The 15,538-nt window shown below is 59.3% G+C and carries 10 protein-coding genes, 2 pseudogenes and 1 CRISPR repeat array (1 of these 13 cut by a window edge); of the genes and pseudogenes, 2 read left to right on the plus strand and 10 right to left on the minus strand.

The window, feature by feature from the left end; all coding sequences use genetic code 11:
* Positions 1-204: direct repeats of the CRISPR family, unit length 29 nt; unit sequence GGGTCTATCCCCGCTTGCGCGGGGGAACC (it extends 2,083 nt beyond the left edge of the window).
* Between the two features lie 55 nt (positions 205-259).
* The 9 genes from cas2e to SMCB_RS07970 all read right to left on the minus strand — a co-directional run bounded on the left by cas2e (position 260) and on the right by SMCB_RS07970 (position 11,895).
* Positions 260-571: a type I-E CRISPR-associated endoribonuclease Cas2e gene (gene cas2e / locus SMCB_RS07930; RefSeq protein ID WP_045536112.1), complete on the minus strand. Its 312-nt coding sequence runs from the start codon at positions 569-571 to the stop codon at positions 260-262.
* Positions 543-1,436 (minus strand): type I-E CRISPR-associated endonuclease Cas1e, encoded by an 894-nt coding sequence (gene cas1e / locus SMCB_RS07935; protein WP_045536114.1) that lies wholly within the window; start codon positions 1,434-1,436, stop codon positions 543-545. Before cas1e ends, cas2e begins: the two co-directional genes overlap by 29 nt.
* An 18-nt stretch (positions 1,437-1,454) precedes the next feature.
* A complete protein-coding gene (cas6e, locus tag SMCB_RS07940) occupies positions 1,455-2,198 on the minus strand; it encodes a type I-E CRISPR-associated protein Cas6/Cse3/CasE (RefSeq protein ID WP_045536116.1) in 744 nt (247 codons plus the stop codon).
* A complete protein-coding gene (gene cas5e / locus SMCB_RS12490) occupies positions 2,195-2,908 on the minus strand; it encodes a type I-E CRISPR-associated protein Cas5/CasD (RefSeq protein WP_082027311.1) in 714 nt (237 codons plus the stop codon). Before cas5e ends, cas6e begins: the two co-directional genes overlap by 4 nt.
* Before the next feature lies 1 nt (position 2,909).
* Complete coding sequence (gene cas7e, locus SMCB_RS07950) at positions 2,910-4,106, minus strand: type I-E CRISPR-associated protein Cas7/Cse4/CasC (protein ID WP_045536120.1); 1,197 nt, start codon at positions 4,104-4,106, stop codon at positions 2,910-2,912.
* Between the two features lie 24 nt (positions 4,107-4,130).
* Entirely contained in the window at positions 4,131-4,691 is a 561-nt protein-coding gene (gene casB, locus SMCB_RS07955) for a type I-E CRISPR-associated protein Cse2/CasB (RefSeq protein WP_197539294.1), read from the minus strand.
* The gene (gene casA / locus SMCB_RS07960) at positions 4,678-6,285 is read right to left on the minus strand and encodes a type I-E CRISPR-associated protein Cse1/CasA (RefSeq protein WP_045536122.1); all 1,608 of its coding nucleotides are present in this window, start codon (positions 6,283-6,285) and stop codon (positions 4,678-4,680) included. The genes casB and casA overlap by 14 nt, the downstream gene beginning before the upstream one ends.
* A gap of 11 nt (positions 6,286-6,296) precedes the next feature.
* Entirely contained in the window at positions 6,297-8,990 is a 2,694-nt protein-coding gene (locus SMCB_RS07965) for a CRISPR-associated helicase/endonuclease Cas3 (RefSeq protein ID WP_052468578.1), read from the minus strand.
* Positions 8,991-9,228: 238 nt separating this feature from the next.
* Complete coding sequence (locus SMCB_RS07970; protein ID WP_045536124.1) at positions 9,229-11,895, minus strand: ATP-binding protein; 2,667 nt, start codon at positions 11,893-11,895, stop codon at positions 9,229-9,231.
* A 236-nt stretch (positions 11,896-12,131) separates the two neighbouring features.
* On the opposite strand from SMCB_RS07970, the pseudogene SMCB_RS13255 reads away from it, so the two are divergent.
* Positions 12,132-12,224: pseudogene (locus SMCB_RS13255) on the plus strand (transposase); the annotation flags it as partial.
* 30 nt (positions 12,225-12,254) lie between these two features.
* Here the strand turns inward: SMCB_RS13255 and SMCB_RS07975 are convergent.
* Positions 12,255-13,696 (minus strand): IS3 family transposase gene (locus SMCB_RS07975; protein ID WP_420834906.1). Its coding sequence is split into 2 segments (ribosomal slippage): positions 12,255-13,324 and positions 13,324-13,696, totalling 1,443 coding nucleotides; the frame shifts between segments, so codons are not numbered across the junction.
* 427 nt (positions 13,697-14,123) lie between these two features.
* Here SMCB_RS07975 and SMCB_RS07990 point away from each other — a divergent pair.
* Positions 14,124-15,509: pseudogene (locus tag SMCB_RS07990) on the plus strand (IS1182 family transposase).
* Positions 15,510-15,538: the final 29 nt, after the last annotated feature.

Consider the following 15,538-nt stretch of genomic DNA (forward strand, 5'->3'; position numbering starts at 1 on the left):
CCCCGCTTGCGCGGGGGAACCCCCGTTTTTGACCATCTCATCGAGGCCGATGGGGGTCTATCCCCGCTTGCGCGGGGGAACCTCAAAGACGGCGATCCCGTGCTGTCGTTTTCAGGGTCTATCCCCGCTTGCGCGGGGGAACCGAGCCAATCGGCGAGGTGCTTCAATGCCAGCGGGGTCTATCCCCGCTTGCGCGGGGGAACCTCTAGCACCCAACTTCTTGAGTTGCCAGAGAAAACAAGAAAATACATCTAATTTTTTAAAGAGCGCTTGCAGGCTTGCTGCGACGGGTCAACCACATGCCATCCATCTCGACCAGCTCCCGGGGTGGCGTTCCAAGATGGGCCAAACCAACCCCACCCACCTCGTTCAAATCACGCCAGACCATCACCAAACTGCCTCTCGGTTCCTGCCCATGCCAGTCAGAGACAACGCTCCATGTGCGCTCCCGAACGCCCTTGTTCATCCGGGGTGCGACAAATACGTTTGGGGCAACTTCCAGCATGACGGAAGCAAGGAACCCGTGGAATCGGTCTGCCACGTCACGAGTCACGATCATCACCAGCGCCATTGTCCCCCTCCATGCGCAGTACCTGCTTGATTTTGTCGATCATCGATGGAATGACTTGCTGTTTTCGAAACACCTGAGCCGCCTGACGACGCACTAGGCGGTCAACCGTGTCCTCAGCCCCTTTGTCCACCTGCTTGGCAGCCGAAAAAGCGATTTGCAACGTGACCGCTTCTCGAAACAAGTCAGCGATGTCCAGCACAAACGACTGCCCCGAGTCCTCATGAATGAAACCCAGCGGTGGCAACGCCGCCAGAGACTGAACAGCAATCGCCGCCGCAGCTTGAACAGCAGTAGCCGCATGGTTCAACGCCTGATTTGGAATATCAGCAGCCATCGGATTGGCTCGGTCGTAGTGGCGGCCATTCCATTCAATACCGTGCTTGTCGGCCATCAGCTTGTACATGACCTTCACGCGCGACCCCTCAATACCGCGCAGTGTGTCCAGATCGCGATGTGGCAGGATTTCGCCCAAACGCAAGGCGTACATATGGCGAGCCACGCTCACGCGCCGACGAGGGCTGCCCCACAACTCGGCTTGCCTTCTAGCGACATCTGAACGGTCCGGCATCAAAGGCGGCGCCGTATAGGTGCGCACACCGTCCACCCCTACAGCGGCCATCAGTGTGCCGTGGCGGGCAAGCAAGCGCAAGGCATCGTGCGTCACGCTGCTGCCAGGCCCCAGCAAAATCATGGACACCGATTGATGCGGGATCTGATCCATCTGTGGGGTCAAAGAGTTGCTGCCCCGCATGAAATGCAAGCAACCGTCAACAACGCACAATTCACCGCGCTCCAACCACAGCAGTCCATGGCGATCAGCGTGCGGAAACCGGGCTGTCTCCAGCCCTAGGCGACCTTTCAGCACTTCGGCGTCACCATCACGTCAATCTCTGGCAGGGCGCAGCAAAAGCATGCCAAAACCGAACGCGCGATGTCGCCCAACTCCTTGTGTCAACAACTGCGCGAATGCCTGCGGATTGGTCACGCGCAATTGCCCTGTCAGCACTGCATCGGGGCCATAAACAAGACGGCTCTGGCGCTCATTGCCAGCACCCCCTTTCTGGCTCTTTCGCGTAACGCCCAGCTGCTGATAGCGAATCACACTGGCATCCACCAGCTCCGCACCGCCCTGCCGGGCGAACAGCTCGCGCAGCCACTGCACATATACTTCACCACGGTTCAACTCGCCATCAGCAGTTTTCTCGACAACCGCCAAAAACGCATCTCTCTCGCGACCGGTCTTTCCTTCGCGAATGATGGGGCGCACGCGCACCTCAAACCCAAGTGCATGCCCCGTCGCCCACTGCGTTGGGAACGGCCGCGCGTTCATGCCACCGTGTCGCGATGTCTGGCCCAGCCCCAGCGCAGCCGCCGCATCAGGGTCAGCCAGAGCAGCAAGCTGTGCCAATTCGGCAGCACTCCGTTGGGTGTAGGCCAACAAGCCCTGTTCGGCATCAAGGTAGCGAAATGGCTGAGGCGCATGTTCGCCAAAGGCGGCGTGCAACAGCGCGTGAAGCGCGTAGCCCAGATCGCCTTGCGAGCCCAACAAGCAGTGGCGTGCTGCCCACACTGCCAACCGTTGCGGATCGGGCTGGGTGTGCAGCAAATACAGAGGATCAAAACTCATGACTTTTTTCCTGCATTCTTGATGAGGCCTTCTCGCACCGGACGCCAGCCACCATGCACGCCGCTGGTCCAATTGCGTTCATCGCAAACATCCACCAAACGATCACGCGGCAATTGCCCTTCGCCTTCTGGCCACTGGGCTCGCAAGCCCTCCAGGCCACCGGTCAATGGCGCGAGTTGCAGGGCTTGCAAAACCGAATCTGCATCAATCCATCCGGCCACCAGCCGCCCCACAGGCAGACAAGGTTTGCGTCCGATGAACAGTGGACGTTGGGGCCGGTCCAGCCCTTGGGACACTTCATCCAGCGTAGGCGACTCGTCAGCAGGATCAAGCCGCAAAGCAAGAAGAGCTATGAGGTCGGCGTGGTAGTCGCGGTACCGCAGATGAGGGCTTTCATATGCAGCGGCGCCACCTCTGCGCTCCTCCACCGTGCCCCACGTGGTCCAGGCCTTGTCATTGGCACCCAACTGCGCAGTTTGAAAGTCGGTCAAGCGTGCCCCCTGCGCCTCCAGTCGGGTACCCACTCGCAACCGTTCTTGCAGCCGGTTGTGCAAAACGTCATCGCCTCGATCCCAACCCAAGGCATTGGCAATCAACCCCGTGACCATGGAAAGCGCAGGGAAGTCGCGAATGACGCCGTAGTTGTCAATGGTTTCACCCCCAAACGCTATGAGCGGGGACGACAACCTGATCAGCAGATGGCGCGCCATATCAGGCCGCCTGCGCTGGCGCTGCGCCTTGGGTGATGTAGGCCTGCACCCACGTTGCAAGGTCATTGAGGGGCAGGCGATGTGCGTTCGGCACGGCCACTGTGTCCAAGGCCAGGAAACGCCGATCCAGCGTGGCCCCATAGGCCACGTCCAGCTTGCCAATTTCGTCCGCCAGCATCTGCACGGCCGTTTCACGCAACGCTGTGTGGTCGGTAGGCAAAGCATTCTGGAATGCACCTGCGAGGCTGCGCGGCTGCCAGTCCCCCACCTCCACCAACATGAACTTGGCCCAGTCAAACGGTGCGGTCGATCCACGCTTCGCTCCGGGGCTGACCGTGGCAATCAGGTGCAAAAGGTGCCGCACCACACGGCCTGCCAGTTCACGTTTCTCCGCGGGCAAGGTGACCCAGTCTTTGGCTGCTTCACCCTCCAGGTTGGCAATCAGTTGCGGCACGTCCACCACCACGTAGCCGTAGTACAGGCCGGAGGCCAGTTCGGTATCGAAGATGCCAGCGGAACCCAGCTCACCCGCTTCACGCAGCAGGTCGTCCACCACGGTGAAGTAGTCGTTCTCCACTTGAGCTTCGTGCACCGTGAAGGCGTGTGCCACGTACACAGCAGCATCGCGGCTGGCTAGTACGTCAGACGTGACCATGCGACCGAACAAGGCCGATTCCAGGCCACTGCCGTGTTTCAGTGCTTCGATGTTTTTCTTCTCATCTTTCAAAAACTTGGCAATAGCTGCCTTGAGCGTCTTTGCCTCGGTGTTTTCCTGCGCTAGTTCGGCACAGCGTTTGACGAGGTAGTCAATCTCCGCATAGCCCATCAAAACCGCTTGACCTGTTTCAAGCGCGTCTTTGCCTTTTGATTCCTTGCCGCCTTTGTCCAGAAGACCCGCGTCTCGCAGTCCTTCGCCTGCGGACTGCGCCAAGTCCTCGGACAGGCCAGATTGAATCAATTTTTTCCGAATCAGGTCCAGCGTCTCCCTGGAACGCACGGCCATGGGTACACCCAGATTCGCCAGCGAAAAATGGTCCTCAGCCACCCGCCAGTGGCGCTTCAAACACTGAGACGAAATGCGCGTGCGTATGGCGTCGCCATAAGGCAGGCGCTTGGCCAGGCCCGCATCGTCGCGGTTCAGCAGTGCGCCGGGGTAGTTGTGCAGGGTGTGGATTTGGATAAAACGGGGCAGATTCATGAAAACTCCTTGAGTGATGGTTTGTTATGACTTGGATTCGGTTCGGGCCAGCGACGAAAAATAGAGGCCTGCGATGTGGAGACGTATTTTCTCGGCTTCTGCTTGGCTGCTGCGCAGACTGCTGCCTTCTTTGAGCACCAGTTCGCCCAGTTCGCGCCAGTTGGGAGCCACGCCTTTGCTGGCCAACAGCCGCAGAACACGAGGCAGTAGCTGTGTGAAGGCGTCGCCTCGTGAAGTGAGCAGTTTGGTGACGCGGGATTCAGACACACCGGCGGTGGCCAACTGCCTGCCCAACTTCTGTTTGCCGTCATGCCCCGCCAGCGCCATGCCATGTGCAATCAAAGCCCAACGCGGCCAAGTGTCTGCATGCCATTGCTCGGGGGCCAAGCCTGCCGCTGACAAGGCTCGTGCCAACGCAGCCAACTGGTGGGGCTGGAGCGCTTCTGGTTTCAGCCGGGCCAGTGCCGCGCGGTCGCCGGTGCTGGCGCGCTTGATGTAGGCAGCCAGCGCCCCAAAGGGCTCGCGGTACGTGGCGGCAGCCTCCGGTGGGGCGTGCTCTTCCAAGGTGGGTTCAAGCGTGGTCACTGGTTTCCTCCTGATGTTTGGCGGTTTGTTGGCGGTAGTAATTCACGAGGTCGGGTATCCGAAACTTGTCACTGCGAAGTCCGCCGTGAAAGCGTGACAAGGCCGCAGATTGGGCTCGATATTTTTGAATGCCGTTGCGCGGGCCCGCATCAAACGCCATCTTCAAAATGGCTTCCGCGCGCTCAACCAACCCCAAAAACCATCCCAGTCGTTGTGCGGAAGGATCAGCAGCTTCAATTTCTTCATAGAGGTCTGAGAAGAAGCGTGCGTCTTCGGCTTCTTCAAATGGTGCGGAAAACTTGCTCACCTTCGCCTCATGGACCTTGTTCGCTTGCCGCCTGTCCTTGACATCGCCGCTTTCAAACAGCACCACCAATGCATATCTAAGCAAACCGCGCATCTCGCTGATTGCCGTTATGCGCTGCCCGGCAATGAGCTCCAGATCAGCTTTCTGGTTCTTCTTCAAAAGCCCCTGCACCTTGGGTGATACAGGTACACGACGCTCGTGGTAGCCCTTCGTTTCCCCTTTCCCCCGAGTGACCCCCTGAGTGACAAAAACCAAGCTATCGCCGTTGGTTGAGTGGTCAAAGTGTTGAGCAGCCGGTGCCTGATATTTACCGCTGAACATCAGCTCCGAAACCAATTTGTAGGTGAACCCATTGGCGGTGATCGTGAGTGCCTTACCGCCTTCCACGTCAATGGGTGTCCATGCATCACCCGTCAACCCGTTTAGTTTTTTCGCAGCAATGCGCGCCGCTTTGCTGCCGGCCCCAACAGACATGATTTCACCGTCAACACACCGCAAGCGAATACGACGACAAATCTCGATGTAGAAGGGGTCGAGTTTGGAAAACAACAGGCTATCGAGCCCATCCCAAGGAGCAAGCCAGACCAGTGCCAAGCCGTCATCCCCTTGCAAATCATGTTCTTTCACCGTTTGGTCGCGTCTCTTGAGCAACGCAGCAATGTCTCGCATCCAACGGCCTCCGGGGAAACCGGCAGCAGCCACACCCACACCCGGCTTGCTGGCGAAGCCTCCGTTCATGCGAGAAATTCCGTAGTTGCCAGCGCCCAAAAATCCCTCCTGAGTTTGCAAGCTCAACAAAGCGAACAGCCAGTCTTCGGGTTGCGAGCGTCGAGCGCGACTGCCTTTGAGATCATGGTTCTTGGATGTGACCAGCATGTCAATTTCGTCAGCAGCAAATGACTCAGATTTCCAATCCGAGACACTTTCACCAACGACGGCGGCCTGCAACAGCGCTGGTCGATTCGGTGGCGATACCAGACACCACGCCGCCCCGTCCGGGTCATCCGGCGTGAGGGCCAACAACACATCACGCCACTCCTGGGTGGTTTCAAAAGCCGCTGTCCTTTTTGCTTTATGCAAGGCGATGGCGGCCAGCTGAACCAGGAATGCGTGCCAGGGGTGTCGCTGATGCGGGCGCAAAGCCGGGTAGTCGCGCACTTCGTCAGCGGCAAGCGCTACGAACAATTCAGGCAAGTTGGCACAAACGGTCTTCCCATCGCTCGCACGGCGATAGCGAATGAGAGGCTCGGTGAGCAAGCAGAACTGCAGCTCCGGGGCAATCGTCATATGGGTCCTCCCTATGTGGGTTTGTTTTCGTCGAGGGCTTTCAAGCGCTCAAGCCCAAAACGGTTGTAACGATACCGCGCGGAGCCCAAGGTGAACTCAAAACCTGCGCCCGCAGGCAATACGGCGATGTCTACTGGCAGCGCGTCAGGACTGACCCCCTCGGGGATCTGATGGTGACGCAGCGCCAATTGCTTCACGGCCTGCTGAAACGGGCCAGGTTGGGGTGGGTCAAAAATCACCAGACGATCAGCAGCTCCAAGACGGGTGGCAATTTTTTGATCGCCGTCGGGGAACATAACGTCGCTAAAGGCTTCATCATACGGCAATGTGTGCAGATGTCCCACACCTCTGCGAGCACTGGTATCACCCTCAATGGCCTGTCCCAGTTTCTGCCAGTCGGGCCCAAGATCGTTTTCGATCCCCTGCAGAGCTTCGATGTGCGTGGCGTGTTCAACCAGCATGCGGTTGTCTGCTGGTATCTGGCGGCTGGGCTGTGCCCGAATCAATCGCTTGGTAGCTTCAACCATGCGCAGGTCGGGGTACACACCGCCTCCATCGCGGAAACGGCCTAGGCCATGGCGAGCACGCTTGAGCATGGGTGTGAGGTCGTTGCCTGCGGGGGTGAGCACCCAAGCATGCGGCAGGCGGTAGCCCTCTGGTCGCTCTGCGTCGGGTCGGGCATGTCGGTGCATGCGACCCAGGCGCTGTAGCAACACGTCCATGGGGCACAGGTCGGTGATGAGCAAGTCGGCATCAATGTCCAAGCTTTGCTCCAATGTTTGCGTGCCGATGATGACGCGGCCCTTTGTGTCTTGCCGCGTTTTTCCCAGTTGCGCTTCGACTGCCTGATCCAGCAAAGGACGGTCCTGTCGGCTGTAGCGACTGTGGTGGACGGTGCTCACGCCGTTGACCTTGAACAGCCAGTCGCCGCCTTGGGCCAGAGTGAGCCCTTCCAGCGCTTTCAGTGTGGCGACGGCAGCAGGCACTGTATTACGCACCACCAGCACGCGCGCGCCTTGTGCAGCGGCTTGCGCGGCGAGCAACGCAACTTGTTTGGGTTCGTCCATCATATCCCGTGTCTCCCAATACACGGTTTTATGCAGTGGATTGCCAGCCACGGCTTGCAAGCAAATACCGGAAGGCTTACGGAAGCTGACTGCCGGATAAGCCGCCGCGCATGCATCGGCCAGCGATGGCGGCGCGAGCTTCTTCCCATGGCCGATGCTGATGTAGCGCGTGCGGGCCGTGGCGCCCAAGGTAGCGGAGAGCAACATGGCTTGGCCACCAGCTTTGATGTGCGCTTGGAGCAATTTCTCCAACAGCACGGTCATGTACGCATCGGATGCATGCACCTCATCAACGACCAACAAGCTGCGAGCCAACAAGGCGTGGCGCATGTGGGCGTGCTTGACCTTGAGCGCGCCGAGCAAAGCCTGATCGATGGTGCCGACCGCGATAGTGGCCGCCAGAAAGCGCTTGGGTGATTCAGCCACCCAACGTTGATGCGCTTTTGCATCGTCAGGGCGATCTGGCCAAAGGACTTTGAAATCTGGCAAGCTGATTTTTTCTTGATCGTCCGCAGCCTCGTAACCTGGCAGCGCACGCACAACAACTGGTGGGTCTTGGGGCCACAGCCGCGCCACCAGCGCCAGTACGCGTTGATAGAGCTGCGTTGCAGCGACCCGTGTGGGCAAAGCAAAGTACAGGCTATCGACCTTATCGGCCTCGAACAACTGGACAAAGCGCCACAACGCTGCCTCGGTCTTGCCACTGCCGGTTTCTGCTTCCAGCACGACGATGTTGCCCAAAGACAGGTCAGCAGCGGCCACCTGCATAGGGCGTGCTTCGGGCACATCAAATGCGGCGCTGAAAGTGGGCGGTTGACCGTGCAGGGCATTCTTCCAAACAGATACATCCAGACCAATGGATTTCACTGCGTAAGCCGCACGAGCGGCAGCCGTCTGGGTTCGATCCTCACCGGGTGCTGTGTACGGGAAGAATTTCTCACGGGTGTCAGAACCCAGCCAGTCAGCCATCTGAACCAGCCCGGCAAATAGATGAACAAACGCGTGCTCATCTGGTAGAGGCTGCTGGCATTCTCCGAAGGCCAGCGGATAGTCTTTCTTCAAGCGCTCGCCCATGCTGGTCAGGGTAGCTGCTGGATCGTAGAGCACAGCCCCGCGCTGATCCAATACAGGTTTCCAGATGCACTCTGTTTGGTTTCCGGGGCTTACGCCCAGAGGGCGACCATGGTGGCTGATGCTTGCCTGGAGCAACTCGCTGACAGCGCCATCACCCCAAAGCACAATTTCCGCTATGGGCAACCCTGACGCGTAGTGTTCGGCGTTCGGTACGCGCCCGGCAATCAGTTCCCAGCCTTCGGATCCATGTCCAAGTGGGGTAGTGGGCCAAAGCGCTGGCGGTCGTTCGGGTGTTTTCCATCGCTGAGACTGAAAGCCAGCGTTGGCTTTGCCTACATCGTGCAGAAAAACCAAGACAGCCAGTCGCTGTAAATCTGCTTCGTCAAGAGGTCGGCCCGCAGCCAACTCCAGAGATCGTCGGATGCCCGCGCACTCAGCCAAGGCCAAAAAGCACGCGGCAACATCGGTCATGTGGTCGAGCAATGAATGCGTACCGGTCAGACGATCGGCCTCATCTCGCGACAACTTACCCCAAGCTACTTGCTTGGTGTGCGCGGTCGGCATAGGTCCAATCGCCGGATTCTCTAGATTCGCCACGTCTGTTTTCTCCCTGAAGGCCTTTCGCTGCACATCGATCTGGTGAAAAATCAGGTTGCACCAAGGGAAACCCTACAAAGACACTCCCAGCAGTGTGCGGGCTGTAGGCCTCTAGATAAAGGGTTGGAAAGCCTGCGGCACGCGCTGGAATCCGCCACCGGCTAGAAGCAGTTCAGTTCGATTCACGCTTCGAAGAGAAGTCGGCCTATCGACCGTCTCGCAGATCGAGCTTATCCAGATCCTCGAGTGTCTGAATGACTGACTCGACCAACTCGCTGTCAAAATCATCTCGATCGGCCTCCTCATGCGTTCCCTTGTTGAGATACGTCCAAACAAGATTCTGTTCGGGAATGCCAAGAATCCGGCCATAAGCCTGTTTCAGCGGTTCTTTGTTGCCATGATTGAATGTTACCGCCTCGTTCAGTTTCTTTAGCAGCGAATCGCATAGAGTTCTTAGCTGCGGGTCGTTATTTGGACCGAAGATTTGCAGACTCAATGCCCCCTGATCATGACTCGCCAGCCAGCGCCAGGTTTTCTGAGACAACATCTCAAGCGCTTGGCGAGCTGCGGCTAGGGCTCCACGATCATTCAAGATCTCCCGTTCGGCTTTCGCCTTGGCGATATAGTTCGCGCTCGGGATGTTATTGATGACTTTGGGGTGGTAATCGCCATCGTGATGACGCAGCAAATACACTTTGCTGTTATTTCTCCGACCCACAGGCAGATGCTGCTGAATATCCTTGATGAACTCGTTGCTGTGGCATGTCACGACGACCTGAATCTCGGCAAAATGGTCGCTCTCGAATATGGTTTCGCGGATTCCCCCTCTATGGTCGTGATCGATGGCATTGATTGCATCGTCGAAGACGATCAACGGGCATTTGATGCTTTTCGCCTTGGCTAATAGGATCGCAAGCCCCAAGCACCGAACGTGTCCCTCGCTTAGCACATGAAGGGCATCGACGCGGCTGTTGGGTTTACCCCGGAAAGAAATCTCGATTTTCCCGTCGCCGGTTAATGGCAGATGGAGGGTAGCGAGTTTGTCTTCGTCTCTGTCATTCCGATTAAACGAGTTGTAGAGTTCCTTCGCTGAGTCATTCAGTCCAGCCATAAGCTGGGCCGGAAGTTGATCCCTATAACTTCGCAGCTCGAGGAGGAAGTTGTCGTAGAGGGACTTCAACGGCCTGTCCCTTTCTATGCCTACCTTCTCTTGGGCAGCCTGCTCTATCAATACTGCATTGTTCTCGTTAAATAACGAGATCCTCTGATTCGCCGCCTCGACGTTCTCGCGCAGTTGTTGCCGCTTCAAATCTTGAGCTTGCACCTTGAGTTGGAAATCAATCAGACGCTGTCGTTCTGCATTGCGTAGTTGCCGCTCCTCCTGAGCTCGTCTCGATGCCTCGTCCTGAGTGGCAATGCGATCGGCGAGAGACAATAACTGTTCAAGCATTGGAGTTGGAGGCTGATCCTTGAGCGGCTGCGGATATATTTCAGCCCACCAGTTCCTGGCTGGCTCAGCCGGCAACTCCTCCAAGTAGCGGCCAATCGGCGTCTCTCGCTCACTCTGAGCGACGACATAATCCCTGATGACACCTAGAATCCGCCATATCTCACGAGACGCATTGTTCTCTTCTGAGTTGGCAATCTTTTGCCGTTCTTGCAGCACCCCCAGTTCTTGAAGTCTTTTTAAGCCTTCGGCTGCCTTATCATAAGGATTGACCGCGACTTGTGATGGACCGTCCAGCGGGGTATCGCATGCGGGACATCGATCTCCGACCGACTGCTGCAGCGCGAGGACGGATTCATACAGCCCTTTGAAGGAGACCTGATCGCTTTTGGCAAGAAGAGCGGCCTTAATCTCGTTTAGTTCGACGGCGCATCCGTGCGCTGTTTCAAATGCCGCCAAAACCCCTGCGCGGGTTATACCTATCGCGACGGGTGGCACAGACCCCAGAATCGCATCAAGCTCCTCAAGACGCCCGGGCGAATCCGCTGTCCCGAACAACAGTTTGAGACCCGCATAGGTGGTGCCGGGAGCGAATGACTCCGCCAACGCCACCTCCTCGTCATGCAGGCTCTGCGACGCGACACCCTCCCCTTTGACGGTATTCTGGTCAACAGCCAATGCGGCTTGACGCGCTGCGAGAGCGGCCTGTTTCTCTCCGATCAGTGTGAGCTGACCGTCGATGCTTTCATTGAAGTGGCTGACGAACTCGCTGAACTGATCCATGCCGAAAAGCGTCGCTACCAACTCGGTTCGTTGCGCGTTGGGTTTCGCCGCGATGCGGGAAAACGCATCGATTCTGTTTTTTTCAATGAAACAGAATCGATATGTATCTGGATTGGCGGCAACATCGATTTCGCGACCTTTGTGATCTGTCGCTTTAAGGATCGGGGGTTCAAAGCGCCTGGCATGAATGTTCTTCAGATAAGTCTGAGGGGCGATACGCTTTGCGCTCGCCTCCTCGACATCTCCCAGCAGCGCATACTCTAGACCTTCGCACAGGCTGGTTTTCCCCGTGCCGTTGCGTCCATAGAACAGGATGACTTGCTTGGTCAGGTCAAATGATTCCGGCGTCCGAAACCCGCGGAATGGTCCTAGAGTAAAACTCCGCAATCGAGTCCAAGGCCAGACACCATCTGGATTATCGCCATCTTGAGCGGGAGCCTCATCGGCAACGCCAGCAAGCGCTTGACGCATCAACCCCGCGATATAGACGGACCTCTGACTTCGCTGGCGAGAGGTCCCCGAGAGATCATCGAAGTTGGCCAGAAGGAGATTCGCGAACCGACGAACGTCGGCGGAGCTTCGCCTATCCTGGCCATAAAGCCACCTCACGAACCGTTCAAAATCCTGTTTTGCAGACGCCATAGCCGCTCCTCTCATTTGTCATTCTACAGCGGCAGAAACGAGTCTAGTAGGCTACAGCGACGGGAATGACCACCAAGAACGATTCATCACCCCGCACCTGGCCATTTCAACTTCCTGACAGGACGTTGTGGGTGAGCACGAATAGCCTCGGCACTCGGCGAAGGCTTGTGACCTGCTCCCCACCAGTCGTACCACGGTAAACGAGAGAGGTCCGTCAACCCAGGAGAATGACGGACATGAAGAAGAGCAGATTCAGCGAAGAACAAATCATTGGATTCCTGCGCCAGGCCGAGGCAGGCATGGCCATCCCCGAGCTGTGCCTCCGGAACGTGTCAATGATTTTGCGACACCCGGGGACGTTAATTTAGTGTGCAGGTGACGGGCTCACTGGTGGGTGTTTTCTCCTCAGGTGGCGGGTTGATCCATACGGCGCTCGGCATCGGTGGGAGCTGGGGTCGCTTGTTTTTGAAGCGGTTGGGGTTGGCCAGAAATGCGCCATCCAGGGTGTCTTGGCGAGTGAGACGCATGTCGGCGGCCAAGCCGTAGTGCACGCTGTGCGGGGTCATATGGCCGATGCCGCTGTGGCAGTGCTGGTCGTTGTACCAGGCAAAGAAGGTTTGACAGTGGGCCCGCGCGTCCTCGATACAGCCGAAACGTTGCGGGAATGCGGGCCGGTACTTCATGGTCTTGAACTGCGACTCCGAGAACGGGTTGTCGTCCGAGACGTGAGGCCGGCTGTGGCTCTTGGCCACATCGAGGTCGACCAGCAGGCTGGCCACCGTCTTGGAGCGCATGGCCGCCCCCCGGTCGGCGTGCAGGGTCAGCATGCCGGGCTGGACGTTGTGGCGCGAGACCGTGTCGGCGATGAGCTGCTGGGCCAGCTCGGAGCACTCGCGCGGGGCGATGAGCCAGCCCAAGACGAAGCGGCTGAAGATGTCCAGGATCACGTAGAGATGGAAACAGGTCCACTTCGCGGGCCCCTTGAGCTTGGTGATATCCCAGGACCAAACTTGGTTGGGGGCCGTGGCCAGCAGTTCGGGTTTGGTGTAGACCGGGTGGGTGAGCTGGTTGCGCCGCTCGCGGCTGGCGCCGTTGGCCGCCAATAGGCGGTACATGGTGCGCACCGAGCCGAGGTAGATACCCTCGCCAAGCAGCGTGGCGTGCACAGCCGCTGGCGCGGTGTCGGCAAAGCGTTCGCTGTTGAGGGTATCGAGCACCGTCTGTCGTTCATTGGCATCCAGGGCCAGGGGTGGGCCAGGACGCGGCGCCTGCGGCCGGGGCGGACCCATCACCGTGCGGCGGTGCACGTGGGCCTTCTGGCGTGCAGGCACGCCACGCCACAGACCCATGGCGCGACACGCCGCGCCGGCGCCCAGCGTGGGGGTGAGCTCCAACGCGGCGGCCATCAGGTGTTCCCGCGCTTGTCCGTGACTGCAAGCAGATCGAGCAGTGCCATAACTTTTTTTTGGACCTCGATCACCAACTGCGCCTTGTCCAGTTCGACGCGCAGCTTGTCGCGCTCGCGGGTGAGCTGGGCAATCTGCAGTGCGTCGATGCGCGCAGCAGCATCCACTTTTGGGCCGCGCTTTTGCGGCGCCAGTGCCGCCAGATCGGCAGCCTCGCGTTGGCGCCGCCAGGTGCTCAGGGACGATGAGTACACGCCCTCGCGGCGCATCAGCGCGCCGACTTCTCCGGGCAGGGTGCACAGATCGGCGGCCTGCAGAATGCGGCGCTTGTCGGCGTTGGTGAAGGTGCGGCGACGCGCGCGCGGCACCACCTCGGAGTCGCTGCCGGGGGGGATCGACGGCGGCGCCGATCCGGGCGCATCTTCAGTCGCCCTTCGGGCTCCTTGCAATGCGCCCGGATCAGAAGAAACCTCTACTGCGTGCATGGGGACCTTGGACTGCTGGTTGCTGTTCATACCTACCTCTTTACTCACTGATCTCTCGGGGGTAGGTGTCGCAGCTCATATTGGCACAGGGGGGGAGGTGCCCAGGTCGGCCCCATATTGGGGAAGGCGGGCAGGATGATGTTGGCGGCCAAAGATCCCAGGGCGGCCAGGCCGGCGAGCAGGAGCAGCAACTCGGCCGTCAACTGGGGTTGGAGCTCAGAGACTGAGAGTTTTTCTCCAAAGTCCTCAAGCTGGCACGCAACTGGCTTACGGATGAAGGATGACGACACGAACTCAACGCGACGAGGAGGAGGTAAAGGCAGGTCTGTTCGAGGACATGCCCCAGCCGCCTGCCGAGCAGACGCGGCATGCCCAGGCGAAGGCGGCGCTCAAGCCAGAAGGAGCGCCCAGGCTGCTGCAGCCCAACCGCTCGCAAATCGAGCTGCGAGCCTCGGACCTGGAGTCCTTGCTGCCCCCGGACCATCGGGCAAGACTGGTGTGGGGCTACGTGCAGCGCCAGAACCTGAGCCAGTTGCTCCAGGAGATCAAGGCCCGCGGCAGCAACGCAGGGCGTGCGGCGATCGACCCCCACATCCTGTTCGCGCTGTGGCTCTACGCCACGCTGGACGGCGTGGGCAGCGGACGCGAAGTCGCGCGGCTGAGCCAGGAGCACGATGCGTACCGGTAGATTTGCGGCGGTGTCACGGTGAACTACCACGCACTCAACGACTTCCGTGCGGGCAACGACAAACTGATGGACGAGCTGCTCACCGACAACGTGGCCGCCCTGGCCGCGGCCGGTGCGATCCGTCTGCAGCGGGTGGCGCAGGACGGCATGCGCGTGCGAGCCGATGCGGGTGCGGCCTCGTTCCGTCGCCGGGCCAGCCTGGACGAACACCTCAAAGAGGCCAGCGAGTTGGTGCAAACGCTCAAGACGCAGGCCCAGAGTGACCCCGGTCTGGCCAAGCGCCAGGCGCAGGCGGCCCAGCTGCGCGCGGCCCAACAGCGCGAAGAACGGATCACAGAGGCCCTCAAGCAACTGCCCGAAGTGGCCGCGACCAAGAAGCGCAACGGCGGTAAGACCGAAGACGCCAGGGTGAGCACCACCGATGCCGACGCGCGCGTCATGAAGATGGGTGACGGCGGTTTCCGACCGGCCTTCAATGTGCAGTTCGCCATCACCTGCGAAGAGCAGGGGAACGTGGGCATGGCGGTGCTCAACATCGGCAGCGACATGGCCCAGCTCTCCCCCATGGTCGAGCAAGTCCAGCAGCGTGTGGGGCGCAGCCCCGATGAGTGGCTGGTCGATGGCGGCTTCCCCGCGCACGAGCAGATCGACGCAGTGGCCGAGAAGACCGAGGTCTATGCGCCGGTGCCCGAACCCGGGGGGAAGAAAGACGACAAGGGCAACGAGGTCGAACAGGACAAGGACAAGCACCAGCCCAAGGCCGGGGACTCCGAGGCGGTTGCCCGATGGCGAGCGCGCATGGACAGCGAGCAGGCCAAGGAGATCTACAAACAGTGCGCGGCCACGGCCGAATGCGTCAACGCACAAGCGCGCAACCGGGGAATGCAGCAAATGCCGGTGCGTGGATTGCCCAAGGTGCGATCGGTGGTGGGCTTGTTCGTGTTGGCGCACAACCTGTTGCGCATGGCAGCGCTGGCGCCACAGCTCATTGGCTGGAGGAGCGGTGCGCCTGCGGTGCGCGCGCAGGCGGCATGAGAGGGGGAAAAAAGGCCCTGCAGACCCCA

Origin of the sequence: Serpentinimonas maccroryi (assembly GCF_000828915.1) — a bacterium.
GTDB lineage: Bacteria > Pseudomonadota > Gammaproteobacteria > Burkholderiales > Burkholderiaceae_C > Serpentinimonas > Serpentinimonas maccroryi.

Bases quoted from the DNA above. Each gene is read 5' to 3' on its own strand.
- cas5e (WP_082027311.1), bottom strand. From the start codon at position 2,908: ATGGCGCGCCATCTGCTGATCAGGTTGTCGTCCCCGCTCATAGCGTTT.
- casA (WP_045536122.1), bottom strand. From the start codon at position 6,285: ATGACGATTGCCCCGGAGCTGCAGTTCTGCTTGCTCACCGAGCCTCTC.
- SMCB_RS07970 (WP_045536124.1), bottom strand. From the start codon at position 11,895: ATGGCGTCTGCAAAACAGGATTTTGAACGGTTCGTGAGGTGGCTTTAT.
- cas7e (WP_045536120.1), bottom strand. From the start codon at position 4,106: ATGAATCTGCCCCGTTTTATCCAAATCCACACCCTGCACAACTACCCC.
- cas2e (WP_045536112.1), bottom strand. From the start codon at position 571: ATGGCGCTGGTGATGATCGTGACTCGTGACGTGGCAGACCGATTCCAC.
- SMCB_RS07965 (WP_052468578.1), bottom strand. From the start codon at position 8,990: ATGCCGACCGCGCACACCAAGCAAGTAGCTTGGGGTAAGTTGTCGCGA.
- cas6e (WP_045536116.1), bottom strand. From the start codon at position 2,198: ATGAGTTTTGATCCTCTGTATTTGCTGCACACCCAGCCCGATCCGCAA.